This is a genomic window from Methanocella arvoryzae MRE50, from assembly GCF_000063445.1.
GTDB lineage: Archaea > Halobacteriota > Methanocellia > Methanocellales > Methanocellaceae > Methanocella_A > Methanocella_A arvoryzae.
Genome location: NC_009464.1, coordinates 1,713,001 through 1,739,507, shown reverse-complemented (window position 1 = coordinate 1,739,507; position 26,507 = coordinate 1,713,001). Strand labels below are relative to the sequence as shown.

Genomic DNA, 26,507 nt, shown 5'->3' with positions numbered 1-26,507 from the left:
ATGCTCAGGTCCGGACCCGGGGCTTTTCATACAGGCGCTGCGACCACTTGGTCTTCCATTTGCTGCCATTGGTCTTGCAGTACCTGACTCTGTTGTCCGGGTCCTCTTTTACCCAGTTGAACAGGTACATGAACTGGTCTCTGCCCACTTCGATCTTCCTGATCTTCTCGGGGACGCCGATGCTGACCAGGTAGTCGCTGAACGAGTCCTCGATTAAAAACTGGAGCGGGTCTTCGATCTTGACGGACTTCCACGAGTAGCCCCCGTCGTCCAGCCAGATGCGAACCCGGTCGAAGATGTGCCCGGAGCAGATCTCGACCCGGTGGGTCTCGCTGGTGATGCCGGCAGACTGGAACAGGTCGTCGACGATCTCGACAGTGCGGTTCTGGTATTCCCGGGCCGCGTACTTGCCGTCCTGGAAGTACTCCACGTCGATCATGCCGTACGAGAAAGCGCTGGTCTCGACGTCGAGCATCCCTATGACTGCGCCACCTACGGGGGAACCGATGCCTGCGTCGTCGATCTGTACGACTTTCAGCCCTTCGCCAATCCCATCGCTCATAGCAGACGAGTTTTGATCGAATCCATTATATATTTTATTCTTGGGCTGCATGAAAGCCTCGCCGGCAGCGCCGGCAAAAAAGTAGAAGTTTTTTCCCGCAGAGGCTGCGGGAAGTGAACATTTTGGAATTACTGTAAACTCTGATTTACTTCAGCTTGTCGGTCAGCGACCTGAGCTTCTGAATGTTGTCCAGGTGCAGCTGAGCTTCGATGCGCTTGCGCTCTTCGAGAGTTGAAATGATGTCGGTAATGCTCGTGGCGAGCCTGTAGCACTTCAGCGGCCTGCCCTTGCCTTCCTTCTTGATTTCCCTCTCCTCAATCCAGTTCTGGTCGCGAAGCTCCCTCATGACGATGCTGACTTCGGGCTGCCGGAGGTCTGCTCCCAGCTCGATGTCCCTGCTGATCGTCTCGTCGACGTTGGCAAGATAGACTAACGTCTTGGCGACGTTTCTCTTCAGGCCCACGTTCACGAGGGTCTCCACGAATTCCTTGTCCTTTTCGTCAAGGACCGGTACTGTAAGTTTTTTCATTTATGTCCACCTCTGTCGAAAATTATTTTCTTATCAGAATTAAATATTTATTATAGGGATTCTGACAATGGTAGTATAGCAACCGTTATTATATATACTTTATCCTTATAGACGCGATAATAAAATATGTGTTGAATATTTTGCAGCGCCGATAGACCATAACCAATCGTTTATATTTAAATATTTCGGAACGATAATAATGAGACGAGGGAAAAGGGGTGTAGATAAGCTTTTACGGTCCCCTGGAGAATGTCATCAGATGAAATTATAATGCCTGGCACGGGGCTATACGCCAAATATTATATGATCGAAACTTTCACTCAAAATGGCGCATTTAACTTCTTTTATATGATGGCCAAAAAGAATTCGAGGCCGATGTTCATGGATTTTTAAATTTTGGCCTATAATTTGACCGGGAATCGGATGGCAATTTTAAGCTCGTTTACGGGCCGCTGCAGGCGAACAAAAGCATCAAATATCCCCGCCTCGTACCTCCTTAATTATGAAGCGTGCCTGCGTCCTGTACTCCGATCAGTGCCTTCTCCACGGGACAGAAAGCCATATCGAGAACGCTCGCAGGCTCACCGCTATCATGGGGGGCCTGAACTCTTCAGAATTAATGGGTCATGTAGACGTGGTCTCTCTGGGCAGGGCTGCCGAAAGGCAGCTGACCAGAGTGCATGATTTAGACTACGTCAGGCATATCGAGACATCTGGCACCGGCATGCTGGACCCCGACACCGAGATGACCGCCGGCTCTCTGGATGCTGCCCGGCTGGCAGCTGGTGCCGCTCTGGACGCGGTGGAGGAGGTCCGCAAGGGCAGAGAGCTGGCCTTCGGCCTAGTCCGTCCCCCGGGACACCACGCTCTCCCGGGCCGGGCGATGGGCTTCTGCATCTTCAACAACGCCGCGATCGGCGCCGCCCGGGCCCTGGATCACTATCGTAAAGTGCTCGTCGTCGACTGGGACGTGCACCATGGCAACGGCACCCAGCAGATCTTTTACCGCACCCCGGACGTCCTATACTTTTCCGTGCACCAGTCCCCCCATTTCCCGTACACCGGCGATGCCGCCGAGACCGGCGAGGGTGAAGGAGAAGGCTTTAATGTGAACGTGCCCCTGCCCGCAGGATCCACCGACGCCGACTTCCTCGAGGCCTTTCTCAGGGTGCTCACGCCCATCACGGACGACTATAAGCCAGGCCTGGTGATCGTGTCCGCAGGCTACGACCCGGCACAAGGAGACCCCCTCGGAGATATGCGAATGACTCCCCGGGGCTTTCAGAAGCTGGCTTACATGGTCAGAACGATGAGCAGCGCCCTGGGAGTCGTCGCTATGCTGGAGGGCGGGTACTCGGCCCTGCTGCCCGACTGCGTGGCCGCCTCCATACGAGGGTTTTTGGGCGAGGACGCGGAGATCGAGCCAGAGACAACCGCCGGTGCAGTATCCCACATTGGCGAGGCCGTCCGGATCCAGCGACAGTACTGGCGTATATAACAATGCGAAAAGTGGGTAGTGTTCGGCGCCAGGCCGCCTTGTTCTTAGTTCGCAAGGGCGCAAGGGCGCAAAGACGCCAGGGCTATCTAAAAGATCTTTGCGTCGTTGCGCCCCTGCGCCTTTGCGAATTAAAACCGAGGCCTCCCGGGGCCGAGCAAACTTTTTACCCGTCACCCAGGGCCTCTATTTCCTGTGCAGCAGCTCTCGCAGGAATTCGCCGATGCCTTCGCCGACGCTCAGCACGGAGGTGCCGGAGAGCACGATGAAGTCCTGGCGGATCGATTCGGAGACCTGCTTGCCCAACGCGCAGGAGGTGAGCCTCGCCCGGATGAGCTCGTCGGCCCGGGGGTATTTTCTCGGGATGTCGACGGCATAGCGATAGCCGAATACGTATGCATCAGGGTACTTATCCCGGAACCGGTCGGCGTGTTCCCGCTGCTCGAGCGGGGGGCCGAGGTGGCGCTCGATGTTGGGGAGAGACCAGACGAGCATTTCCAGCACGATGGCGCACCTCTTCCCGTTCGACCAGACGCCGCTCCGGTATACCTTGAACTCGTGCAGCTCCAGCATGCGCACGACCGACTCTTCCGCCTTCCTGAGCTGCGGGTACAAAGTATCCTCTACGATGTCCGGCGCCCGGAAGGTGATGGTCAGCAGCAGCGTGCCCCTGTCGTCGATGATCTCCAGCAGTTCCGGCTCGTCCACCGGCTCGACGGGGGGCGGAAAGAACATGTCGAGGCTCGGGGCCTTCTGGAAGCGCCGGCATGCGTCCACGAACTCGTAGAGCTTCTGCTCCGAGAGCGCCGCGGCCACGTTCCGCTTCGGGTCCACCGGGTCTATGACGATGAGAGGCTCCGGGTGCTTCACTCCCGGGTCCATGTGGTCCTCCACGTCGATGACCAGGCCCCGGTAAAAGTTCGCGCCCGCCTTAACCGTATCGAGGAATGAGCCGTACCTGATGATGAGCAGTTCCGCCAGGTAGCCGGAGAACCCCTGGGTCCGCAGCTCCGAGCCATAGACGCCGACGCCGTGCATGAACTGCTTGAGCAGGCGGGCTTCGTCGTTCAGGCCGTTGATGTGTGTGAGCACGTACTGGTTGTGGAACGGGCTCCGGTCGACGGCCGACTGGATCTTCGAGGCGTCCGGCACGTTGAAGCAGGGCACCAGGTCGACGTCAAAGCCCTTGTAGATCGCGCTGATGTACGGGTGCTCCGCGTACTTCTCCTCGTAGTCGTCGGACACGCTCCTGGCCAGCTGCAGCCCTTCCAGCTTCAGCTGCTCCCGGGGCGTCTCCGGGGGGAACATGAGGAAGATGTCGATGTCCCGCTTGCCCCTGAGCCACGTGTCCCGGGCGGTGGAGCCCACGTGGATAGCGTGGACGTTGAACCCTAGGCGGGCGGCCTCGCTGTCGATCCGGCCGATTATCTCCCGGGCCGTATTTTTCAGGTTATCTGCTTCGGCGGCGCTGGGCTTGACTCTCCCCGCCGCCTCTTTGAGGATGCTGTCCGTGATCAAAGCAGGATCTCCCGGATAGCCTCATACTTCGGCCCCTTCGGGCTTAAAGTGCTCTTCATCACGTGGATCCTGTCCACCGGCTGGGTGCCGGCGTAGAAGTCCCTGTACTTCTCGAACAGCAGCGGCAGCCGCTGCTTCTGCTCCGGGGTCGAAAATTTGATCCGGCCGATTGTGACGTGGGCGTTGAACCTGCCCTCCCTCTCGAAGCCGATACCGGCCAGAGCGTCCTCCACCTGTTTATTCAATGCCTCGAACGGCCCCTCGGCGCCGATCCAGATGACGCGAGGGTTCTTCGTCCCCGGGAAGCCCCCTATGGAGCGGAAAGTCGCCGTAAACGGCTCTACTGTGACGCCCTCTTTCAGGGCGTCGGCGATAGCGTCGATCCGGTCCTCCTCTACGTTGCCCAGGAACTTCAGGGTGATGTGGACCAGCTCCGGCTCCACCGTCTTCAAGCCCTTCATGTTGAAGTCCCCCACGGCCTCGGCAATCTTCTCCTTGATAGCCGGGTCCAGGTTGACCGCTATGAACGTGCGAATCATGATCATAGTACATTGCACCGCGTAGGGAAAAAAGGTTGCGCGCAACCATGAGCATTCCCGTGCCATGCGATCATTTTATTAAAGGCCCCGCAGATCATGCATAGAGCCTGATCTCTATGGACCCGAAAAGCCGCGCTGAGAATCCTAACGAGCAGATCTACATGGCCACCACGGTGCCGGGGATAGAGGACGTTGCAGCCGGGGAGATGCAGTCGAAGCTCGGCGGGCTGAAGGTGCTGACCAGGAAACGTGGAAAGATCTTTTTCCGGTTCGACCGCAGCTACGAGGAGTTGTTCTCCCTCCGGTGCGTGGACAACCTCTACTACTACCTGGGCTCGTTCGAGATCGGCCCCCATAAGGCCGACCTGGCCGAGATCCCCCGGAAGCTCGCGAAGCTGGGCCTGCGGCCACGTCTGGAGCGGCTGTACGGAGACCTGAGCGCCAGATCCGTCATCGTCAGCGGCAGCCGCACGGGAAAGCATACCTATAGCAGGTACCAGGCGGCCGACGCACTGCTGGACGCCCTGGTCAGGGTGCTCGGCTTCAGGCGGGGGTCGGTGGAGGCGCACGACCTGCATTTCAGGATAGACGTGGAAGGGGGCTCGGCATTCCTCCACGTCAAGCTGACACCGGCGACCTTCCGCTACCGGGGGCAGGAGAAGCAGTTCCTCTCCGCAGCCCTGAAAGCCTCGGTCGCGCACGCGATGGTATTAATATCCATGCCCCGGCCCGACGACATCTTCCTCGATCCCTTCTGCGGCTCAGGTACCATCCTGGCAGAGCGAGCCTCCTGTGAGGCAAAGGCCATCATCGGCAGCGACATATCACCCGAACGGCTGGAGATCGCCCGCCAGAACCTGCCCGGCTCGATCCGCATAGACCACAGGGACGCCCGCCATACCGGCCTGCCGTCCGGATCTGTGAACAAGATCGTCTCCAACCTGCCCTGGGGCAAACAGATAGAGGTTGGCGACGTAGACCAGCTATACGTAGAGTTCCTGGCCGAGGCGAAGAGGCTGCTCGCCCCCGGAGGCCTGATGGTGCTGCTGACCGACCAGGAAGAAGCTATCACCAGAGCTGCAGAGAGCTGCGGCCTTCATATTGAAAAGCGGTGTACACTCAGCCTGCACGGCCTGCACCCGTCCATCTACCTTATAAAAAAGAGCTAAATAATCAAACGCCAAGGCCAAAGATTTGATCTACAATTATTTAATAATCCATTGGCGTCCTGCGTCGCATGAATAACTTTTCATTATTCAGACTTGAGCGCAGTACAGCTCATCCATCGTACTCCTATGAAAAACATGTTGTTTCGGCTATGGTTGCAAGACCGCCAGGCACGCCAAGGGGCCAAGGGCGCCAAGATTTATTTGATCGTAATCGCACAAATCACCCGTATTTAGCTTGGCGTTCCATGAAAAATTAGCTCTTGGCGAGCTTGGCTCCTTGGCGTGCCTGGCGGTATTTTCGACTCACACAGGGCCAACTTTCAATTTTTCATAGCCTCTACCTGAAAATCCCCATTTATCATCCAGCGAGTGCTTGGCGGTATTTTCGACCTATGCCGGGCTATCTTTCAGTTTTTCTTAAGGCGAGTGCTTGGCGGTGATATATGCGCAGATCAGGGAAACTGCCGATTTTTCACCTCTTATACCTGATCAAGGCACCGTTCATCACCCGACTCTTGGCTTTTTATCTTTTTTTAATACCTCTCGATATATTCCAGCAGCGCCCCTGTGGACAGCGTGTTCAGAACTCTGGCCTTCGTGGCCCAGCCCCGGCGGGCGTTGTTGACGCCGAATTCCATGTAGTCCAGCTCGGCGATGCCGTGGGAGTCCGTGTCGATGGAGACCATGACGCCGGCGTCCATGGCCTTTTTGACGTGCTCGTCGCTGAGGTCGAGCCTGTCTGGATAGGCGTTTACCTCCAGGACTTTGTTGTTCTCTTTAGCGGCCTCTATGACCCGGTCGATGTCTATGGCGGTGGGCTCTCTCCTGCCGAGGATGCGGGACGTGGGGTGGGCGAGGATGGTGAGGTGCTCGTTTTCGAGGGCGTTGATCACTCTTCTGGTGACCACGTCGGCGTCCTGCCTGAGCTGGGTGTGGACGGAGCCGACGACGATGTCGAGGTCTTCGAGCACGTCATCCGGCAAATCCAGGCTGCCGTCGGGCATGATGTCGACCTCGCTGCCCTTGAGAATGGTAAAGTTCTCCAGCGTGTCGTTGAGGCGGTCGATCTCCGCCATCTGGTCCCGGAGGCGCTCGATGCTCAGCCCGTTCGCGATGTGCAGCGATTTCGAGTGGTCGCAGATCGCCACGTACTCGTACCCTTTCGCCCGGGCGGCCATGGCCATGTCCTGGATTGAGCTTGATCCGTCGCTCCACTCGGTGTGGACGTGCAGATCGCCGCGTATATCCTCCACGGTGATCAGGTCGGGCAGCGTGCCCTTTGCTGCAGCGTCGACTTCTCCCCGTCCCTCCCTGAGTTCCGGGGGTATGTACTCGAGGCCGAGCGCCCTGTATAACCCCTCCTCCCTGGGGAACTTGACCTTCTCTTCCCCGCCCTTGTAAAAGCCCTCCTTGCTGAGCCGGTCGCCTCTCGCCATGGCCCGCTTCTCCAGCTCTCTCAGGTGGGCCTTCGAGCCGGTATTGAGGGCGAGGCGCAGCCCGTAGTTGTCGCGGCTGACGATCTTCAGCTTCGCGTCCACGCGATACCGGGTCGTGATCTCGGCGTGGTGTTCTCCCCTGTCCTTGACTATCCGGGTGATGGGCATGTTGCAGAAGCAGTCGATCACCTCGGCCGGGTCGTGTGCGGCGGCCACGATGTCGATGTCGCCGATCATGGGGGCACGCCGCCGCAGGCTTCCCGCGACGTCCGCCTGCGCAAGGCCCTCGCAGTCCTTAAAGTACCCCATGATCTCGGCGGCGATGGCGGAAGCCCTGAATACAGGGATCCTGGTCTCGCTCAGGGCCTTGTTGTGCCGATCGAGGGCGTCGAGGATCTTCTTCTCGACCTTATCTCCCAGGCCTTTGATCCGCCTGATGCGGTGGGATCTCGCAGCGTCCCTGAACTCCTCTATCGTCGCGACCCCCAGAGCCCTGTGCACCTTCAGCGCCGTCTTCCGGCCTATGCCCGGCACCTCGATGACCTCGTAGAGCTCCAGGGGGGTTTCTTTTTTTAGCGTTTCCAGCAGGCCGCTCCTCCCCGTCCTCAGCAGCTCTTCGATCACCGAGCCGATGCTGGGGCCGACGCCGGGGATGTCCCGCAGCCTTCCCTCCTTGTAGTACTCCTCGATGTCCCCTTCCAGCGAGCTCACGCTTTGCGAAGCCTTCCGGTACGCCCTGATGCGGTACGCTTCCTCCCCTTCCAGCTCCAGCAGCCTCGAGATGTCGTATAATACTGCCGAGACTTCGTCGTTCTTCTTCATGTTCCGCTTCGCCTCACCTTTACAGCCGGGCATTTTTACAATTATTTTATCCTCCGGCACCCTTATAATCGCGCCTGCAATAATCACGCCCGGAGGGCAGATCGGCCCGCAGGCGTCCCGGGGCAGGCTTCGGCATCCGTCCCGGATCAGGCTCTGTCCTGGTTTACCGGAAGCTATCCGGATCATACGGCTGCACAAAGTTTATATTCTCGGGTAAAGTGGAAACAGTGGTGTTCCTCACGTTTGGGCTGGACTCGCTCCTCGGCAGCTTATCTAGCTTCATTACCAACCTTATCGGTAACATGGGCTACGCAGGCATCTTCATTCTCATGACCATCGAGAGCGCCGGCATTCCCGTGCCGAGCGAGCTCATCATGACCTACGGCGGGTTCATGGCATCCCAGGGCAAGATCAACTGGGTCCTCGCGGCCGTCGTGGGCTCTCTGGGCACCGGCCTCGGCTCGGCCATCGGCTATGCGATAGGAGCGTGGGGAGGCAAGCCTTTCGTCGACAAATACGGCAAGTACCTGGGCGTCACCCCGGACAAGATGGTCTTCGCCGAGAAGTGGTTCTGCAAGTTCGGAGAGTCCGCCTGCTTCTACACCCGGCTGCTCCCGGTCGTCCGCACCATCGTCAACGTGCCCGCCGGCCTGCTGGGCATGAACTTCTACAAATTCATGATCTACAGCATGGTCGGAGCGTTCCCCTGGTGCCTGGTTTTATCGTACCTGGGCTTCACCCTCGGGGAGAACTGGGAATCCATCATGGAGTACTCCCACCTGCTCAGCTACGCAGTCGGCGGCATCGTGGCCATCATCATCATCGCGGCCATCATCCTCTGGCTGCTCGTCCGCATGGGCGTCGTGGAGAAGAAGACGGTGATGAAGTACCTGTCCTTCTTCCTGCACGTGTAATCCGGATGGCAGGCGGAAATATCAACTATATATTCTAGAATCCGCCTATCTCTTTTAACATGAGCCAGTGCCTGCAGGTAGAGATCGATCCCCTTAAAATCACTGATCAGTATCTCAACGGTGTACTGCTGGCGGTCGACGTCATTCCCTTCTCGCGCGAGGAGTGCCCTTCCGAGCCGGACCAGCCCGTCTGCCTTATCGCGGCGGCGCACACCAGCGGCCTCAGCTCGATCAGCCGGGTGTACGCTAAGCTGTTCGTGGCGGCGACGGCCTCTGAGCTGGAGGAGAGGCAGGTCATGAAAAGCTTTCTCTCTTATCTGGACATGTTCGACGGGGGCACGCTGGCGGCGCACTACGGGGCGGTGGAGACGGCGGAAGAAGGCTTCGATTTGCCGTATCTGCTGCTGCGGGCACGGGACGTCCAGCCGGAGCTTTATCCGCACCTGAAGCACGCGCTGAAAAAGTTCAGGAAGCATGACACCTGCCTGTACGTCAAGAACAACATGAACCTCCCGTCCGCCGACCTCGACTACGTGGAGGGGTATTACGGCCTCCTGAGACGGCCGGAGGCCGTCGTGGACGACCCGAGGGCCGGCCTGGCAGCCTACTGGAGAGATGACGAGCGCTCGATCCTGAAGTTCGGCCTCGCCAACGTATATAATACACTCAGGATCGCCCAGGCCCAGATCAAAAAAAGCGTCTGTTACACGGATTTTCCGCTATAAAAGCGGCATTTCACTATTGTAATCAAAAAGATTTTAAACGCGCAATTATAGTAATTGTGTTCTGTATGACAAAGACTGATACTCCACCTGAGTCTTTCCCCGAGCCCATGATCGAGAAGGTCGGCATGCTCGAGAAGGAGAAACAGACAATCCAGGAGGAGCTCGAGTTGCTCAGGCTCCAGTACGAGGAGCTTAAGTCCCGGCTGCTTGAGTCCACCATGATTAATAATAATAACCTCAAGGAGATCCAGCGCCTCCAGCAGGAGAACGCTCACCTCCGCCGCACTCCACTCTTCATCGCCAGCGTCATCGAAATCGGTGAGGGAGGCATGGTTATCCTGCGCCAGCACGGCAACAACCAGGAAGTCTTAACCAAGCCCTCCGACGAGCTGCTCCAGAAGCTGACTCTCGGCACCAGGGTCGCTGTCAACAACTCCCTGGCCATCGTCAGGATCCTCGAGAAACCGGCTGATGTACGCGCGAGAGTCATGGAAGTCATCGAGGCCCCCAGTGTCGACTACCAGGACATCGGCGGCCTGGAGAAGGAGATCCAGGAAGTAGTGGAGACAGTCGAACTCCCGCTCACCCAGCCCGAGCTGTTCGCCAGCGTGGGCATCGAGCCGCCCAGAGGCGTGCTCCTTTACGGGCCCCCGGGCACCGGCAAGACCCTGCTCGCGAAGGCAGTCGCCCACCAGGCCAACGCGACCTTCATAAGGATGTCCGGCTCTGAGCTGGTCCACAAGTTCATCGGCGAGGGCGCCCAGCTGGTCAGAGACCTGTTCCAGATGGCGAGAGACAAGGCCCCCAGCATCATCTTCATCGACGAGCTGGACGCCGTGGGAAGCCGCAGGACCCACGACGGCACCACCGGCAGCGCAGAGGTCAACAGGACCATGATGCAGCTCCTGTCCGAGCTGGACGGCTTCTCGGAGAGAGGCAACGTCAGGATCATGGCCGCGACCAACCGCATAGACATGCTCGACCCCGCCATCCTCAGGCCGGGCAGGTTCGACAGGATCATCGAGGTACCCCTCCCGGACGAGAAGGGCAGGGAACAGATCTTCAAGATCCACACCCGCAAGATGACGACCGAGGAAGACGTGGACGTCCAGAAGATCATCGAAGAGATGGAAGGCGCAAGCGGCGCAGACGTCAAGGCCATCGTCACCGAGGCCGGCATGTTCGCCATCCGCAGGCGCAGCAAAGCCGTCAACATGGAAGACTTCGAGAAGGCCATCGACAAGGTGCTCCACAAGGAAACGCCCGTCGAGGTTCCGACCTCCACCGTCTACGCGTAAGCCAGAGTGTAAGGGGCTGCTACAAGCCCCTACTTTTTTATTTTCAAAAATCCACAGGCATAATCTCCCTGTGTATACTTTCCATACAACAATCCCTCTCGGTGCTCATAGCACTGCTTACCACAGATGCCCGAAATTTTCTCGTTATACGGGGTCCATGTTCTGAGTAAACGCCGCTCTTCCGTCGTAGAGGAAGGTGATCTGGGTGCTCTTGCCGTCCATGGGTATGCCTTTGGCGGCCACGTCGATGACGATCTCGAGGACGTCGCCATAGTGTAGGGCGCCGTCGTCATAGGCCTTTTTGAGCCAGGATAGCTGGCCGTCGTGGAGGCCCCACACGGTCCCATAGTCCTTGCCGGCGTGGGTGGCGTTCACCACGATCTTGTTCAGCTCGGCCGGGTGGGCGCCGGGCGCGAGGGACAGCGTGAAGGTGTAGGTCCTGCTGGCGCTGTCGCATTTCATGCTCTCTACCTTGAACGGGTTGGACGACTGGATGGGCGCGGAGGTCGGAGTGGCTATCCCTGCGGGAGTTGTCGCCGAGGGCGCCGGTTCCACTGCCGGCTCAGGCGTCACGGTTGTCTGGGGTGCGGGCGTCACAGTTGTCTGGGGCACAGATGTCGGCTGTTTTTCTCCCGGCACCAAGCCCAGGTAGATGTAGGACCCTGCCAGAATGGCCATTATGCATACGCATGCGAGGGCGGCCACGCCGATAACGATGCCTGCTCCGAGCTTCTGTCTTTTCTTGATGTCGTCCATTCTTCATCGCCTCCCGAATGGCTTTAATTGGTACGCTTAGACCGTATATCGATCAGTTAGCCGGGTGCAAATATATCCTTTCTCATACCAACCGTCAACAATCCTTCAAAAATGCCGGGATAATGCGCTGAAACGCAAATCGGGCCGCCGGCGTTCGAGACCGGAGGCCCGGAGGTTAATATCTGTTTGCCGTCCATGGGAGTGTAACGGTAAACTGAATGAAACCTGCGCGAAAGGTTTCACGTGTGCTATATAATAATACGCAGAGGGTATTTAAAGGGTTTATCTAACGAACCGTCAACAATCCCCACGTACGGTGATTACTGGCCAGAGGCCTGGACGGGTGGAGAGAAACCAGATTAATTCAGAGTACTGTAGTTCTCCCTGTACCTGATCTTCAGGCTGACTCCGTTCAGCATCATGGAGATGCCGAACTTCATGACGAGATCCGAGCAGTCGATGATGTAGTCCGAATGCTCCCCTTCTCGATGATCGCTTTGGGGTATCGTATTCTGTCTCAAGATTTCACACCTGCATCTCCCTAATGCGAAACATGATCAGTCGAAATCTCTCTCTTTTAGTACCTGGACGTACCCTCTGGTCCCGTCCACCCGGATGCGGGAGCCGTCTTTGATGAGCCGGGTCGCCCCTTCTACGCCCACCACTGCGGGGATCCCGTACTCCCGGGCTACGACGGAGCCGTGAGTCATCATCCCGCCGACTTCGGTGACCAGGCCCCTGGCCGAGCTGAAGAGCGGTGTCCACCCCGGGTCTGTATAGGGCGCGACCAGGATCTCCCCCGGGCTGAGGCGGGCGTCCTCCAGCCTGAGGATTACCCTTGCGGTGCCTTCGACGGTTCCCGCTGAGGCGGGCGTCCCGATAAGGGCACCTGAAGGCGCTCCCGTATCCTGCCGCTTCCCCGTGATCACCTCTCCCTCGCTAGTCACGACCCGGGGAGGCGAGAGCTTCCTGTCCAGCTCGTACTGGCGTTTCCTCGCGGCGACGAGATCCCGGGCATCGCCGGCTAACCGGCCATCCTCCAGCGCCAGTATCTCGTCCAGCGAGAGGTAGAAGATGTCCTGTTCGTTTTGCAGGCTGCCTCCGGCGACCAGAGTTTTCGCCTCTTCCAGCAGAGCCTGCTTACACACTTCCAGGTGGAGCATCATGATGTGCTTCGGGTATTCCCGCAAGCCCATGATGTTCCGGTACACCCTGATGAGCCTGGCCAGTACTCCTGCCTTGAGGAAGCCGAGCCTGGTTTTCCGGACGCCGTCCAGTATTTCGGCGGTCGCCCTCTCTGCTTCCAGCCTGCCCTCCTGGTGTTTTCTCCGGTGCTCCCCCGGGGCGGCGCCGGCCTGGCTCAGGACCACCGGCAGAAGCGCGGTGGGCGACTCTTTCCACCTGGGAGCGGTAATGTCAACCTCTCCTGAGCACCGCATCCCGAACCTGGCCATGAACTGCCCGAGCTCCCGCCTGAATTCCGGCCCTCCGGCGATGTGCTCCAGCCCGGCGTAGAATGTCTCATCCTTCGCCTCCCGCAGGTATTTCGCCAGCCCTGGATACTCTGTGACCGTATCTGCCAGGTCGCCCACCGCGAGGCCCAGTTCGGTCGTAATGCTGCCCGGCAGCGATTTGAAGAGCTGGCCCATCAGGCGGGTGCCCCGTTCCTCACCAAGCTGTCTCCTCAATATGCTATCGAGCACCTTCGACGACAGTATCGCCGGGGCCAGGCCGGGCGCAAACGTCGGGAACAGCGAGGGCAGCATCCTTTGTAAGCCCTCCTGTATCCGTCGGACCCTCTCCGGCCCCGAGGCTTCCCTGATCGCTTTTTCCTGGGCCGTCTGGAACCTGAGCAACCGGGCTGCTATGTCTTCTCTCACTTTCGCAGGATCGGCTGCGACAAGGTTGAACAGTGCCTTGCACAGGGCAGGGACTGCGATCGGCGCCACCTTTAGTAAAAGCCTGACAGGCACTTTCCTGCCATCCCTGTCCCAGTCCTGCCTGAAGTCCTCCCGGGCCGTCAGATCAGTGAAAGCTGCCGCGATCGACTCGTCCATCATGACACTCATGATCCGGGGCACCACTTTCCGCGCCGGCTTTATTGCCAGCAGCCGGGTGGGGTCTATAAACAGCCGGCTTCCAGCGTCCGCCATCAGGCCGCTGCCCGGGCCCATGCAGGTCTTCCAGATTGACAGGGTCAGCGGCCTCATCGCCTCAGTCATCATCTGGAAGTGGCCGAAAGAGACGAATACGTGCAGCCGGCTGTCGTCCGCCCTGGGCACAGGGTATAGCGAGGTGACCGGGCGGCTCTGGAGCACGTAGAACTGGCCGCCGGCCAGGCACCACTCGATGTCCTGCTCTGAGCCATAGTGAGCCTCTATCTTTTCGCCGATGGCGGCCAGCTCCAGGATCCCGGCGTCCGGGAGAGCCTGTGCTTCCTGCCTCTCCGGCGTGATTTCCTGCTTTATTGTGCCTCCGTCGGGAGAAGCGTAGATCGCAAGCTTCTTGGTGGATATCCGCTTTTCCACTATCTCGCCTGCTCTGACCTTGTACAGGTCGGCGGATACGATTCCCGAAACCAGAGCTTCGCCCAGGCCGAAGCTGGCGTCGATCACCAGCGTCTTCCGGTGGCCGGTGACCGGGTCGGCTGTGAACATGATGCCGGAGATTTCCGGGAAGACCATCTGCTGGACTACGACTGAAAGGAGCACCGAGCGGTGGCCGAACCCGTTTTTCGCCCGGTATGCGATGGCCCGGTCGGTGAACAGCGAGGCCCAGCAGTTCTGCACTGCCCGGAGCAGCTGTTCCTTTCCCCGGACGTTCAGGTAGGTGTCCTGCTGGCCCGCGAAGGAGGCGGTAGGCAGGTCCTCCGCAGTGGCGCTGGAACGGACCGCGTAAGCCCTGTCTTCCCCTGTCTTCCGCAGCGCCTGCAGGATGTCTGATCGGATGGCTTCAGGCATCTCCAGCGATCTCAGGTGTTCCCGTATCCTGTGTCCCAGTTCCTGTATCTGGCCCAGATCCTCGGGGCTCACCAGGTCGAGCTGGTCAAGGAGCCCGGCCATCTCGCCGCTCGTCTGAATGAAGGTCTTGTAGGCGGCCGTGGTGATGCAGAACCCCGGCGGAACCGGGAAGCCTGCCCTGGTCAGCTCGCAAAGGTTCGCCCCTTTGCCGCCTGCGGCCGGAAGCCATGTTTTATCCATAGACTCGAAGTACGCCACGTTTTCCGCCATGTTTCCTCCCTGAAGTGACCGCTGCCACCCTGAACAGCCGGCCACATCTAATTCCACGTTGCTCCTCGCAGGGCATCATCGAGGCCCTGTGCCGGTATTTTTGCTAACAACTGCTAGTTGTGCGGCAAGCTATAAAAAGGTTTGGGGGCGGTAGTTTTACAAAAAACTACTAATTACGGGTGGTGGCCAGGCTTGTTGCTCTCCGGGTACGTGAAGGGCATGCGCTCCCAGAGAGTCTGAAAAACCATCTGTGCCAGAGCGTTGATCATGGGGTTGCTGGTGGTGATCCCCGACCTGTTCTGGCTGGGCAGGGGAGGCACGTACATGAACCTGTCATCGTCCACCGCCATCAGGACGAGCCGGGTCAGGTTCGACGACGGCATGGGCAGCCGGATGTTTTTCAGGATGGGCTCCAGGTCGTGCAGGTCGACGCCAAATGCGTCTTTCATGGTCAGGTACTTCAGGCCGTATTTTCCGGGTATCGAGAGGTCTGCCCCGAAGGTGATGAGGTCTACAGTTATTTCCCTGTCCCTGAGGTGTTCCAGGTGGTGCAGGTACGCGTCGGGCAGGATGAGCTTTACCGACCGCCTGGCGTCGGTCAGCATCTCCTCGATCGAGTGGCCGATGTTTACCTCGCCGTACACGGTCCAGAGCATGTCGGGCAGGTCCTGCTCGATCCGGCTCTGCTCCAGCTCCTCCAGCTCCTGCAGAGCCGCTTCTTCGGCGCTGCGGTGGATTTCGGTGAGGTGCTTGATGGCGATCTTCGGCGGGGTGGCCCGGTACACGGCTGGCTTGGCGTTGACCACCTGGACGAGGCCTTTGTCCATCAATGTCTTTAAGCTCTGGTAGACGCTGGGCTTGGGGGCATCTAAGTATTCGTATATCTGCTTGACTTCCGCCCTGTCGAAGAGCACGAGGGCGGAGTAGACCTTGGCTTCGTATTCCGTGAGGCCGAGGGTCTTCAGTGAATCGACAAGGTTGCTCGATATGGGCTTCATGGTAGTTTTCGGTAATACTACCACTCGCCCAGGCATAAATCTTGTTATGCCTGACTTAACCCTTCACGTTCTCGATAGAGCGCAGCATCAACTCGATCGAGTAGTTGACGAACTCTTCCTGCATCCCGGTCGACGAGGCTGTGCTGATCACGCTGTCGATGGCCGCCGTCAGAAAGATGCCCGCTTTCATCGGGTCGAGATCGCTCTTCAGCGTACCGTCCCTGATCCCCTCGTCGAAGGCCGCGAGGATCATCCTGTTGTTGTCCCCGTGGATGCTGATCAGCTCGGCTTTATCCGGAAAATCCTTCTTCTCGAAGCCGTTGGCCACCATGTAGTTGAGAGTCGAGTAGTAGCCGGGGTACTTGCTGCCGTACTCATAAGAGGCGTACAAAGCGTGCCTGATCTTCTCGATGCCTGTCTTCCCCTTGCTGAGCGACTCCCTGTACAGGCGGTTCAGGATTTTAATGCCGCGGATGCCGATGGCGGCGATGATGTCGTCCCTGTTCTTGAAGTACAGGTACAGCGTTCCCCGGGCAAGCTCTGTCTCCTTCGCTATGTCATCCATCGTGACTTTCTCGAAGCCTTTCGAGAAGAGCAGCTTCTCCGCCGCGTCGATGATCTCGTTGCGGCGCCTCAATTTTTCTCTCTCTTTTCTCTCAGCTGTCGACATTTTTCTCTCGCTCCTTTCTAATTCAAGAGTGTGAATGACATAGCGTCATTCAATATACTACCTGTCATGATTTTATTTAAGCCTTTACCCGTCTGGCAGGCTCTACTTCGGCCTCAGGCTGCCCTGGCCAGCAGGTAGCGCTCATCCTCCGCAGTCTGAAGCAGGCTCTCGGTTAAGTCATAGTGAATGACCCGGCTGTCCTTGCCGCAGACGACCTCGTAGCTGCCCGTGCCCAGGCTGGTCCACGTGCCGGTGGTCTTGAAGATGCCCGCGTTCAGCGGCCGGTACTCGTAAGTGCCGTCTGCTTCGAAGATCCACCTTGCGTCAGTCAGGTCGAGTGTGTTCCCGCCATCCTTTACGACCGGGTTCACCATCTCCCAGGTGCCGACAATGGGATCGTTCGCCATCACGGGGTCTGCCGAGGCCGCCGGGTTTCCGGAAGCTTCGTTATTCAGGACGGGGAGGATCGCTCCCGCTCCCACGCACCCGCATACCAGCAGGGAGACCAGAAGCACGCCTGCTGCAAGTATTATGCTGGACTTCATTTCCACTTCCTCCTTAGATCACGAACGGCACGAACATCTTCGTCTTCTGCCTGTACTCAGCGTAGTCGTTGCCGAACTCCTGTTCCAGCTCCTTCTCTTCTCTCCTGGCGAGGCCGTAGTACAGGAACAGCAGCAGGCCGTACAGCAGGATCAGGGGTATGGTAGCCCATTCGCAGATCATGCCCAGGGTGATCAGGAAGAAACCCGTGTACTGCGGGTGCCTGATGAACCGGTAGATGCCGCCGGTGACCAGCTTGCCCTGGCCGCTTTCCTTGCTCCAGTAGTCCTTGTGGATCTGTTTCCAGCCGAGGACGACGAGCGCGATGCCGAGCAGCATGAAGATGATGCCGATGTACATGCCCCACAGGCCTATGTACTGGCCGAGAGTGTGTCCCCACAGGATGCCTTCAGGCAGCCAGATGCCGAACAGCCAGCCGATGATGTACATGCTGAAAGGCACGCCAAACATCTCCACCGCCATCGCGACGATGAAGGCCAGGTACGTCCCGGTCGGCTTGATCTGGCTCTTTTTGTAGAACGGCATAAACAGGATGAATATGCCGAAGATCACTATCCAGGCGAGCACTGCCCACCACGTTCCGAATTCTGATGCTGCTTCACCAATTGCTGACATTTAATATCACCGTTGAGTAGTTAATTTGACACATTTTCACTTTATGGTATTATGTCACTTACTGACGCATTGTCATGTGATGACGACATGTCACTATAAGTATATAAGGGTTTGCATCGGGACTGCAGTGGACTGCATAAGAGATCAATTGGGCTAGGAGAAGTACAGTTACTGACAGGCTGCTGATGCGAAATGGAAAAAAGCTGATAGATCAGGCAGCGCCGTGCTGGGACCGGGAAATAGGGAGCCGGGTTAAGGCTCTTTTCCAGCGCCCTGCCCTATTTCCTGAAGAACAGGACGTACCCGCCAGCCACTAGGACTATTACCGCTACCAAGCCAAAGGTCAGCCACAGCAGGTATCCTGAGTTCTGCGGCGTCTCCTCCGGAGTGGCCGTCGGGTTCGCAACCGGCGACTGTGAGATCGTCGGTGCTGCCGTGGCAGTTACTGTCGCCGTCGGCGCCGGTGTCACTGTCGGAGTCGGGGAGGGCGAGGGTGTCGCGCCTGGTCGGCCGTACATCTCGTCCATCGAAACCGTGCCGGGGGGCAGGTAAATCCTGGTGAAGGAAATGGTCTTTTCCGCTTCCAGGTTGCCGGCGAAGTCCGATGATCTGTAGTTTACTGTGCTGGTGCTGTCGAGGGTGAGCAGACCCGAATATCTGGCCCAGCTTCCGTTGTTGACTTTATACTCTGTATACTCAACGCCGGAAGTAGCGTCGACAGCAGAGAGGGTGATGGTTACCCTGGACGTGTACGCTCCGTTCTGCGTGTTGCCCGAAAGGGTGGCAGTCGTCGTCGGAGCGATCCTGTCGATGTTCAGCGACCGGCTGCCCAGGGCGGAGTTGCCCGGTATGTCCGTGGCATTCCAGTAGACCATGTTCGCGCCTTCGGTGGTCAGGGTAAAGCCGCCCGTGTACGGGTTCCAGTGTACGTTGTCCAGGCTGTACTTCAAAGACTCCATACCTGAGCCCCCCGGGTTGTCGGCGGCTGCCAGGGTAACTGGCACGTCGGCGACGAACCAGCCCGATGCCGGGCTGTCCGGGCTGCAGGTCACGACAGGGGCGGTGTTATCGACCAGGACGCCGGTCACGGCAGTAGCGGACTGGTAAAATATGCGGATCCTGTTGTTGTTCCTGTCGGCCACGTAGATATTACCTTCACTGTCCAGATCGACACTCATCGGATCATCAAACTGATCATCCCCTGCTCCTCCGATTCCCGTGCCGATGCTTCTGAGGTATGTTCCAGTATTATCGTAGATCTTCACCTTGTCATTCCCTGGATCGGCCACATATATGTTACCGCCGCCATCCACAGCGACATCGCAGGGGCAGTTAAACTGGTAGTTACCAGACCCGCTGGTTCCCGGCGTGCCGATGGTCCTGATCCAGGCTCCTGTGTTACTGAAGACGTGTACACACATGCCTCCCTCATCCGCCACGTAGACTGTACCGTCAGCTCCTACCTTACAATCCTTGGGGACGAAGAAGTGCGTCGTACCCGACGGTCCGAAGCCCGAAGCGCCGATGGTCCTGAGGTATGTCCCGGCGCTATCGAAGACCTGTATCCTGTTATTATATCCATCTACGACGTAGACATTGCCGGAACCATCGACAGTCACACCCTTCGGCCGACGGAACTCATAGTCGCCTGTACCTAAAGTTCCAGTGCCGATGCTTCTAAGGTAGGTCCCGGCGCCATCAAATATCTTGACCTTGTTGTTCATATAATCCGCCACATAGATGCTGCCTGCGCTGTCCACCGCGACGCTCATCGGCCTGTCGAACTGGGAGTCACCTGACCCTGGACCCGAGCCGACAGTCAGGAGGTAGGCTCCGGTATCGCTGTAGACCTGCACCCTGTTGTTCCCGTGATCCGCCACGTAGATTTTACCGTCGACGCCGACTTCCACATCGAATGGCCCATTAAACTGGTAATTGCCATTCCCGCGCGACCCCAGAGTCCCGTTGCTCGCAGCCAGGGTGATCGCGTAAAACCCGTCCGGAACAGGTGTACCATTGGCGTACGCGCCGTTCCAGGTCACGTTATGTATACCCGCTGCCTGCATGGGCAAATAAGCCGACCAAACAGTGGCGCCGCCCGCGCCGTTGACGATGACCTCGACATTGCCGTTGATCATGTTCGATAACGTGTAGCTGACGTTCGTGACAGAGCCGGTTTTTATGGCGCCCGGGCTGGCCGGGGCGGCAAGGGACAGGGATGCCGCCAGGGCAGGCGCGATCGCATACGTTACAAGAATGGCGATCATCGCCATCAGACAGAAGACTCGTTTTCCAGGCACTCTCGATCCTACTCCGAAATCTGAATGCCGCTATGTTGCCATCCACCCGTTTAGAGGCACACGACGGCAATGAATTTGGTTATTTTCTCTATAGGCCGCGTATAAATAGTTAACCTGGCAATCGCTGGTTCAATCGACTTTACCTTGCTGCTGACGGAATGTGACGCCTGCAGAAAGTACGGTAACAGCCACTGTCAATACTGCCGGTAACAATAAACTTTATATAACTGCAAATCTGTAATGATGTTGCTTTTGCCGGGATGGGGTAGTTGGTCATCCTACGGGACTGTGGATCCCATGAGCCGGGTTCGAATCCCGGTCCCGGCCCTTACATCATCAAAATATATTTAAACCATTTTTCGATAGGGATTTTTGCACAATGACGATCGAGGAAGAGATTAAGGCAATCCAGGACGAGATTGACAAAACACAGAAAAACAAGGCCACCGAGCACCATATCGGCCGTTTAAAGGCTAAGATGGCGCGCCTCAAGGACGACCTGATCAAGCAGGCCATGTCCAAGGGCGGCGGCACGGGCGGATACAGCGTCAAGAAGAGCGGCGACGCCACCGTCACCTTAGTCGGCTTCCCCTCCGTCGGCAAGTCCACACTTATCAACAAGCTGACCGACGCCAGGTCCGAGGTCGGCGCCTACGAGTTCACCACCCTCGACGTCGTTCCGGGCTCCATGGAGTACAGGGACGCGAAAATCCAGATCCTCGACCTGCCCGGCCTGGTCAAGGGCGCGGCAGCAGGCAAGGGCCGCGGCCGTGAAGTCATCTCGGTCATCCGTGGTTGCGATCTTATCCTGATGATCCTCGACGTGTTCAACTTCGACCACATAGCCGTCCTGGAGAAAGAGTTATACGACGCAGGCATCCGCATCAACCAGCGCAAGCCTGACGTCACAATCACGAGAACGCTGAAGGGCGGCGTAGTCGTCACATCCACCGTCGATACCACCATCGACCACGAGACCATCAAGACCATCCTCGGCGAGTACAAGATTCACAACGCTCTTGTAAATATCAGGGAAGACATCACCGCCGACCAGCTGATCGACGTGGTAAGGGACAACCGGGTATACATCCCGGCGGTCCTGGTGCTCAACAAGATCGACCTCGTAGATAAGGAGCACCTGAAAAAGTTCCCGAAGGACGCCATCAAAATCTCGGCGGACCGGGAGCTCAATCTCGACGTGCTCAAGGAAACGATCTACGACCATCTCGGCTTCATCAACATCTACCTCAAGCCCCAGGGCGACAAGGCAGACCTCGAAGAGCCCATGATCATGAGAGGCGGCGCCACCGTGGGCGACGTGTGCGACAGGCTCCACAAAGACTTCCGCCGCAAGTTCAGGTACGCCAAAGTGTGGGGCGACTCCGCCAAGCACGCGGGCCAGAGAGTGGGCGTCGACCACACCCTTTGCGATGGGGACATCCTGACCATAATTATTCAGAAATAGGTCCGCATAGTAGCCGGGAAGGCCCGGCGCTTAGTTCTTTTCTCCGGGCAGTTCCGCAGCCTGCTGGCTGGTAAAAACCCGGCACACCATTTTTGCCCCGGTAATCCTGTAAGTGATGGGGAACATTATGGGCGTGATGAAGAAGATGCTCAGGTATTCTGTAGGGATGGCAGTGGCAGGGATCGCCGGCTACGAGCTAGGCCGGATGGCGAAGAAGAGCTCCCGGGAAGGACGCATGGAGACCCGGGAATATGCACCTTCACGCGAAGAGCGTATGCAGACCAGAGAGTATGTACCCTCACGCGAAGAGCGCATGGAAGCGGCGGAAACTCCTGAATATCAGCGTGAAGAGCCGAGAGACCCGAGGGACTACCGCTCTATCTACAACCTCTAAATATCTGAGCCGCTTAAGTTTCGCTCCGGTCGGAGTGCTGGCGCTCGCCGATCTGCGCGCCAGGTGTCTCCGCCGTAGCCGGAGCAGAGCCTTATATCCTCAGAAGCAGACCTTCTGGCCATGGAACAGAACGTAGGCGAAACTGACAGGGTCATCCGGTTCCTGACAGGCCTGTTTCTCGCAGGCACAGGGCTCTTCCTGCTCTTCGAAGCGGCGACCGGCTGGTGCGCGACATACCAACTGCTGGGGATCAACACCAGAGAGACGCCTTACCTGAAGTAGCCGAAGGTCGTCGAAAACAGGGTTATCCGCCAATCTCCAGCGAATGCTCCACCTGTTGCAGCCGCTCCTTTCTGATCACGTATGTCGTCCTGCCGGAGGGCGTCATCTCTCTGTCCACAAACCCTTTTGCCGAGAGGTCTCGCATGTAGCTGCTGACTGCGCTTTCCGATATTCCCAGTGCCCTGGCGATCTCGGCGTTCGATATGCCTGGCTTCTCGCAGAGCACGCTCATCAGCCGGCGCACAGGCTCTCGTCGCAGCAGGGACATGACTTCCAGCTCTTCCGGAGTGAACGTCTGCGTGCCGGGGAAGTACCGGACGTATTTTCCGTCACGGTGTTCCCGGACCTTATGGTTGATGCATAGAACCAGCAGGTGGTAGCGCAGAGTGCCCAGGTTCATGTTCAGGTCACGGGCCACGTCGTACATGGTACTGCCAGGCTTATCGCGCACGAGCCTGAGGACAGACTGCCTGTTCTCGTTGTTATCCAGCCTGTTCCGGGCCCTGAACACGGCGCCCACAAGGAAGAACCTGAAAAACAGGTAGAGGGCCGCCGTGACTGTAAGACCGAGGGCGATCCGGTCACTGATAGCCGTAAGACCCCCGCCATTCGTACCATAGTAGATCGTCGAGTTGCCGATCGCGATCCCCGCCACCCGGGAATCGAGAGGCCTGTTCCAGAGAATGGTGCCGTTCCTGTCCAGAGCGGCGATGCCGCTGGCATAGCAGAATCGGGACCGGTTGAAGAGGGCCGGGTGGGATTCCGGGGGCTCGTACCCTGTGGACAGGCTGGTGAACTGCCGGCCTGACGAGTCACTCTCAGCGACCGCTATCGGGTACTCGTAGTTATAGCAGTAATAGCTGACGTACGACACGTTCCTGCCCTGGATGAAGCTCACCAGAGATTTGCCCTGGACATCGAAAATGACTTTCGGATTGGTAGCCAGATCCGGATATTGCTCGTTATACGCGAGAGAGGCGTATGCATATCCAGGGTATTCGAAGATCTGGAACACGTTCTGCTCATCTGCCACCACTACATTTAGCCTTGCCGCAGGCACTTCCAGGCTCCAGATGTCCTGCCCGGTCCGCAGGTCGCTGGCCACGATCCGTACCTCCATCAGACTCTCCAGGCCTGGCCTGTGACTGTCCATGGCGATTTTTTCAGCGTAGTAGGCGATCCCATCCGAGGCGCCGGCCAGGTCCGTGATCGGATGGTTCTGGCTGGCATTTGTGCTTTTCCCATCTTTGCTTATGGCGTAAACGTGCGTAGAAGTTTTCACCGGCCTGACGTACAGGTTGTCACTCTGCATATACGCGATGCCATCCGGGCCGAACGGCATTGACTGTAACATTGTCACGTTCTCGTCAAACCGCACTTTCCACTTCACCTCGCCTCCAGTGTCCATGGCCACCAGGCCATCTCGCACAGGCAGGTATAACACATTGTCCCGGCATAATGGCAGTGTGCCTCCGTCAGGGACCACAGCCCGGCTGATCGCCTGTCTCGTTACGTTATCCTCAATCGTCGATCGCCACCAGAGCGAACCGTTGGGGTAGTATGCCTCCACGGTACCGGAGGGCCCCCGGAAACTCCCGCCCGGATAGAATGTGCTCAGGCTTGCTGAAGCGACTGCCTTAACCAGGTATATCTCCCCGTCCGGGCCTATCGCCGGAGGGTCGGACACGTCGTCTATCCGGAACCGTGGCTCTCCATTCTTACCGACGACGTCGAGGCTGTACGAGTGGAAGATATACAGGCAGTCTCCGTGTTCCTGTATCCAGGCATCGTCGAAGTCGCCCCTGAAGCTGCTCCCATTCAGCTCCATGTCCCAGACCTCTCTGCCATTTCTTAAGGCGACCACCTTTTCATGCGATCCGATCATACCCCTGATATCCGCATCCCTCTGGAGGTACAGGTACAGCATTTCTTCGTCGTCGGCAAAAACTGCCCCGGCTTCGTGAGTCGTGGCGAGCCCGTTTCCTTCGGTGATCTCCGGCTTTCTCGACCATACCCCTATCGCCGTCCAGGGTTCCGGGACATTATAAGACCATTCGGCTTTTCCGTATCTGTCGATAGCCTTGACGGAATAATCGTTGAACAGGTAGAGAGTGTCATCGTGGCCCGTATACATGTACGGTGTGGCGTTGATCGAGGAAGTGCTCCAGTTTCCCGCATCCTCCGTCCCGCCTGCCGCTACCATTGTGACGAGCATAGCTCCGAGCAGGATGATCGATAGCACTACGGTCGCCTCGAAAGTTTTGGCCCTCTCCATACGATTACCTGACGAGACTATGAAAGGGGTAAAAATATAGTTTCTGTCACAACCGGTTAAGCATCTGCTGCTCTGCCATTTTCTGAAATTTCGAAGGCCGATCAGAGCGCCACGTTCGTGCTATGGTGAGGCTGCTGGCCGCCGTCAGCATCTACGTGGCCTGGCAGATCAACCCGTGGCTGGGGCTGATCCCGCTGATCATCGGCGTCTTCCTGATATACGAGGCCGCCATCGGGTGGTGTGCGTTGTACGCCCTGATGGGAAAGAACACGTGCCCGATCAGCCAGCGGTAAGCAGGAGTTTTACGCCCGGATTTTTCCGCTCTCCGTGGGCAGAGGTCATCAAATGCAGCGGCGTTACACCGTTATTTCGCTGAGGCCGGGCCCAACGAATTTTATGGCGAAGCCGGAAACCGTTGTCTGATCACGATGAAACCGAACATCGGCGTCACGGACCAGCTCATCCGCATGGGCCTCGGACTTACGCTCGTCGCCATAGGCGCGCCCGTAGCCATGAACATCAACACCCTCGCCGGCATTCTCCTGCTGTCTGTCGGTGCCTTCTCTGCGTATGAGGCCGCTGCCAGGTGGTGCGTCGTGTACGAGCTGCTGGGAAAGAACACCTGCCAGGCTTCAGAGCGGTGAATATAGTTGTATTACCACTTTCACCACAGAGGGCACAGAGGCTCACAGAGATGCACAGAGAACGGTTAACCACAGAGGCACAGAGATACACAGAGACTTACTTTATAACTGGTTATACGTCTGTCATTTTATCTAAAAATCTCTGTGCGTCTCTGTGAGTCTCCGTGCACTCTGTGGTAAACCAGTCACTCAGTGCATCTCTGTGGTTCTCTGTCCGCTCTGTGGTGAAAAATGTCTATATATCGTTGTGAGAAAAATGGGAGCGCCGCCGTGGTTCTCTGCCAGGCGGCAGGCGTAAAAAGGTTACTTGTGCTTCTCCGCGAGGTCGGCGACCCTCTGGGCGATGGGCTTCATGGCGGTGACGATCAGCGATCTGCCGTCGGCCGGCAGCTCGTCGACGCCGCTGTTCAGGGGGTCGAGGGGGATTTCGCCGATCATGCGGAGGCCGTACTGCTTGGCCAGGCGCTCGACTTTGCTCTCCCCGAACAGCCGGATCTTCCTGTCGCAGTCCGGGCACTGCATGTAGGACATGTTCTCGATCAGGCCCAGGACGGGCACGTTGATGGTCTTCGCCATGTTGATGATCTTGCTCACGTCCAGTACAGATAAATTAGAGGAAGTGCTGACGATGACGATGCCGTCCAGCGGGATCTGCTGCATGACGCTCATGGGCTCGTCCCCGGTGCCGGGGGGCAGGTCGATGAGCAGGTAGTCCAGCTCTCCCCAGTTGGTGTCCGTTACGAACTGGGTGACCAGCGTCGTCCTCATGGGGCCGCGCCAGAGCATGGGGGTGTCGCTCGTGGTCAGGACGAACTCTGAGGAGATGACCTTGATGCCGTTGCGGTTCATGATCGGCTCCAGGCCTTCCATCGAGGCCTCGAGCTTCCGGCCCTCCAAACCGAGTAAGTGGGGTATGTTCGGGCCGCTCACGTCCGCGTCCAGCACGCCTACCTTCTTGCCCAGCATCGACAGGCTCAGCGCCATGCTGGCCGTAACCGTGCTCTTGCCAACCCCGCCCTTGCCGCTGACAATTGCAATCCGGTGCTTTACTTTAGAAAGCCTCTGCTCGATCTGCTGCTCGGTTTCGGACTTCTTGGCTCTCATTTCCGGAGAGGCAGACGGGCAGGATGCGCACTTGCTGGAGCCCTTGCCGTCCTTGCAGGACGAGCACTCGGGGGCTGATAAGGTATTATCGTTAGTGTCGGACATGATAGGTCGACAGAATTTATACTTCAGCTTTAAAATATTTTCCTGTGCGGCCTTCGTCCTGGCCTGATGGCAATCATATAGCCTAACAAAGAATCGTC

At 57.9% G+C, this 26,507-nt stretch carries 24 protein-coding genes, 1 tRNA gene and 1 pseudogene; 11 read left to right on the top strand and 15 right to left on the bottom strand.

What is annotated here, in order from left to right:
- Window positions 1-4 precede the first annotated feature (4 nt).
- On the bottom strand, window positions 5-562 hold the full coding sequence (locus tag RCI_RS08680) for a hypothetical protein (RefSeq protein WP_048199164.1): 558 nt from the start codon (window positions 560-562) through the stop codon (window positions 5-7).
- Between the two features lie 145 nt (window positions 563-707).
- Window positions 708-1,091, bottom strand: coding sequence for a hypothetical protein (locus RCI_RS08675; protein WP_012036053.1), 384 nt, complete (start codon window positions 1,089-1,091; stop codon window positions 708-710).
- Window positions 1,092-1,593: 502 nt separating this feature from the next.
- Between RCI_RS08675 and RCI_RS08670 the strand changes: the two genes are divergently transcribed.
- Window positions 1,594-2,589, top strand: a complete 996-nt coding sequence (locus RCI_RS08670; protein WP_012036052.1) for a histone deacetylase family protein — start codon at window positions 1,594-1,596, stop codon at window positions 2,587-2,589.
- 183 nt (window positions 2,590-2,772) lie between these two features.
- Here the strand turns inward: RCI_RS08670 and cca are convergent, their stop codons facing one another.
- Together cca and thpR are read right to left on the bottom strand one after the other, a co-directional pair.
- Entirely contained in the window at window positions 2,773-4,104 is a 1,332-nt protein-coding gene (gene cca / locus RCI_RS08665) for a CCA tRNA nucleotidyltransferase (protein WP_012036051.1), read from the bottom strand.
- Window positions 4,101-4,649, bottom strand: coding sequence for an RNA 2',3'-cyclic phosphodiesterase (thpR, locus tag RCI_RS08660; RefSeq protein WP_231844812.1), 549 nt, complete (start codon window positions 4,647-4,649; stop codon window positions 4,101-4,103). Before thpR ends, cca begins: the two co-directional genes overlap by 4 nt.
- A 110-nt stretch (window positions 4,650-4,759) precedes the next feature.
- Here thpR and RCI_RS08655 point away from each other — a divergent pair, with 110 nt between their 5' ends.
- On the top strand, window positions 4,760-5,812 hold the full coding sequence (locus RCI_RS08655) for a methyltransferase domain-containing protein (RefSeq protein ID WP_012036049.1): 1,053 nt from the start codon (window positions 4,760-4,762) through the stop codon (window positions 5,810-5,812).
- 533 nt (window positions 5,813-6,345) lie between these two features.
- On the opposite strand, the gene polX is transcribed toward RCI_RS08655, so the two are convergent.
- Entirely contained in the window at window positions 6,346-8,256 is a 1,911-nt protein-coding gene (gene polX / locus RCI_RS08650; protein ID WP_231844811.1) for a DNA polymerase/3'-5' exonuclease PolX, read from the bottom strand.
- Between the two features lie 44 nt (window positions 8,257-8,300).
- Between polX and RCI_RS08645 the strand changes: the two genes are divergently transcribed.
- From RCI_RS08645 to RCI_RS08635, 3 genes are all read left to right on the top strand, one after another.
- Window positions 8,301-8,984 carry a DedA family protein gene (locus RCI_RS08645; RefSeq protein ID WP_012036047.1) on the top strand — a complete coding sequence of 228 codons (684 nt, stop codon included), beginning with the start codon at window positions 8,301-8,303 and terminating at the stop codon, window positions 8,982-8,984.
- 59 nt (window positions 8,985-9,043) lie between these two features.
- A complete protein-coding gene (locus RCI_RS08640) occupies window positions 9,044-9,709 on the top strand; it encodes a hypothetical protein (protein WP_012036046.1) in 666 nt (221 codons plus the stop codon).
- Window positions 9,710-9,774: 65 nt separating this feature from the next.
- Window positions 9,775-11,007: a proteasome-activating nucleotidase gene (locus RCI_RS08635; RefSeq protein WP_012036045.1), complete on the top strand. Its 1,233-nt coding sequence runs from the start codon at window positions 9,775-9,777 to the stop codon at window positions 11,005-11,007.
- Between the two features lie 144 nt (window positions 11,008-11,151).
- Here the strand turns inward: RCI_RS08635 and RCI_RS08630 are convergent, their stop codons facing one another.
- From RCI_RS08630 to RCI_RS15770, 8 genes are all read right to left on the bottom strand, one after another.
- Window positions 11,152-11,763: a hypothetical protein gene (locus tag RCI_RS08630; protein WP_012036044.1), complete on the bottom strand. Its 612-nt coding sequence runs from the start codon at window positions 11,761-11,763 to the stop codon at window positions 11,152-11,154.
- Window positions 11,764-12,122: 359 nt separating this feature from the next.
- Window positions 12,123-12,284 (bottom strand): hypothetical protein, encoded by a 162-nt coding sequence (locus RCI_RS17010; RefSeq protein ID WP_158308895.1) that lies wholly within the window; start codon window positions 12,282-12,284, stop codon window positions 12,123-12,125.
- Window positions 12,285-12,320: 36 nt separating this feature from the next.
- Window positions 12,321-14,993 carry a phosphoenolpyruvate synthase gene (locus RCI_RS08625; RefSeq protein WP_012036043.1) on the bottom strand — a complete coding sequence of 891 codons (2,673 nt, stop codon included), beginning with the start codon at window positions 14,991-14,993 and terminating at the stop codon, window positions 12,321-12,323.
- Window positions 14,994-15,166: 173 nt separating this feature from the next.
- Complete coding sequence (locus RCI_RS08620; protein ID WP_231844810.1) at window positions 15,167-16,015, bottom strand: TrmB family transcriptional regulator; 849 nt, start codon at window positions 16,013-16,015, stop codon at window positions 15,167-15,169.
- A gap of 31 nt (window positions 16,016-16,046) precedes the next feature.
- Window positions 16,047-16,661 (bottom strand): TetR/AcrR family transcriptional regulator, encoded by a 615-nt coding sequence (locus tag RCI_RS08615; RefSeq protein WP_012036041.1) that lies wholly within the window; start codon window positions 16,659-16,661, stop codon window positions 16,047-16,049.
- 113 nt (window positions 16,662-16,774) lie between these two features.
- The gene (locus tag RCI_RS08610; RefSeq protein ID WP_048198321.1) at window positions 16,775-17,206 is read right to left on the bottom strand and encodes a lipocalin-like domain-containing protein; all 432 of its coding nucleotides are present in this window, start codon (window positions 17,204-17,206) and stop codon (window positions 16,775-16,777) included.
- A gap of 13 nt (window positions 17,207-17,219) precedes the next feature.
- Complete coding sequence (locus tag RCI_RS08605) at window positions 17,220-17,840, bottom strand: methyltransferase family protein (RefSeq protein ID WP_012036039.1); 621 nt, start codon at window positions 17,838-17,840, stop codon at window positions 17,220-17,222.
- Between the two features lie 278 nt (window positions 17,841-18,118).
- Window positions 18,119-20,140 (bottom strand): OmpL47-type beta-barrel domain-containing protein, encoded by a 2,022-nt coding sequence (locus RCI_RS15770; RefSeq protein ID WP_012036038.1) that lies wholly within the window; start codon window positions 20,138-20,140, stop codon window positions 18,119-18,121.
- Window positions 20,141-20,394: 254 nt separating this feature from the next.
- Between RCI_RS15770 and RCI_RS08595 the strand changes: the two genes are divergently transcribed.
- The 4 genes from RCI_RS08595 (at window position 20,395) to RCI_RS16270 (ending at window position 22,281) form a co-directional block, all read left to right on the top strand.
- A tRNA-His gene (locus tag RCI_RS08595) sits at window positions 20,395-20,467 on the top strand.
- A gap of 52 nt (window positions 20,468-20,519) precedes the next feature.
- Entirely contained in the window at window positions 20,520-21,605 is a 1,086-nt protein-coding gene (locus RCI_RS08590; RefSeq protein ID WP_012036037.1) for an OBG GTPase family GTP-binding protein, read from the top strand.
- A gap of 127 nt (window positions 21,606-21,732) precedes the next feature.
- Window positions 21,733-21,999, top strand: coding sequence for a hypothetical protein (locus tag RCI_RS08585; RefSeq protein WP_048198319.1), 267 nt, complete (start codon window positions 21,733-21,735; stop codon window positions 21,997-21,999).
- Between the two features lie 120 nt (window positions 22,000-22,119).
- The gene (locus RCI_RS16270; RefSeq protein ID WP_081477314.1) at window positions 22,120-22,281 is read left to right on the top strand and encodes a YgaP family membrane protein; all 162 of its coding nucleotides are present in this window, start codon (window positions 22,120-22,122) and stop codon (window positions 22,279-22,281) included.
- A gap of 22 nt (window positions 22,282-22,303) precedes the next feature.
- Here the strand turns inward: RCI_RS16270 and RCI_RS08580 are convergent, their stop codons facing one another.
- On the bottom strand, window positions 22,304-24,556 hold the full coding sequence (locus RCI_RS08580; RefSeq protein ID WP_012036035.1) for a winged helix-turn-helix transcriptional regulator: 2,253 nt from the start codon (window positions 24,554-24,556) through the stop codon (window positions 22,304-22,306).
- A 107-nt stretch (window positions 24,557-24,663) separates the two neighbouring features.
- On the opposite strand from RCI_RS08580, the pseudogene RCI_RS16265 reads away from it, so the two are divergent.
- Window positions 24,664-24,849, top strand: a pseudogene (locus RCI_RS16265) (YgaP family membrane protein); the annotation flags it as partial.
- 135 nt (window positions 24,850-24,984) lie between these two features.
- Window positions 24,985-25,200: a YgaP family membrane protein gene (locus RCI_RS08575; RefSeq protein WP_012036034.1), complete on the top strand. Its 216-nt coding sequence runs from the start codon at window positions 24,985-24,987 to the stop codon at window positions 25,198-25,200.
- 303 nt (window positions 25,201-25,503) lie between these two features.
- Here the strand turns inward: RCI_RS08575 and RCI_RS08570 are convergent, their stop codons facing one another.
- Window positions 25,504-26,409 (bottom strand): Mrp/NBP35 family ATP-binding protein, encoded by a 906-nt coding sequence (locus tag RCI_RS08570; protein WP_012036033.1) that lies wholly within the window; start codon window positions 26,407-26,409, stop codon window positions 25,504-25,506.
- Window positions 26,410-26,507: the final 98 nt, after the last annotated feature.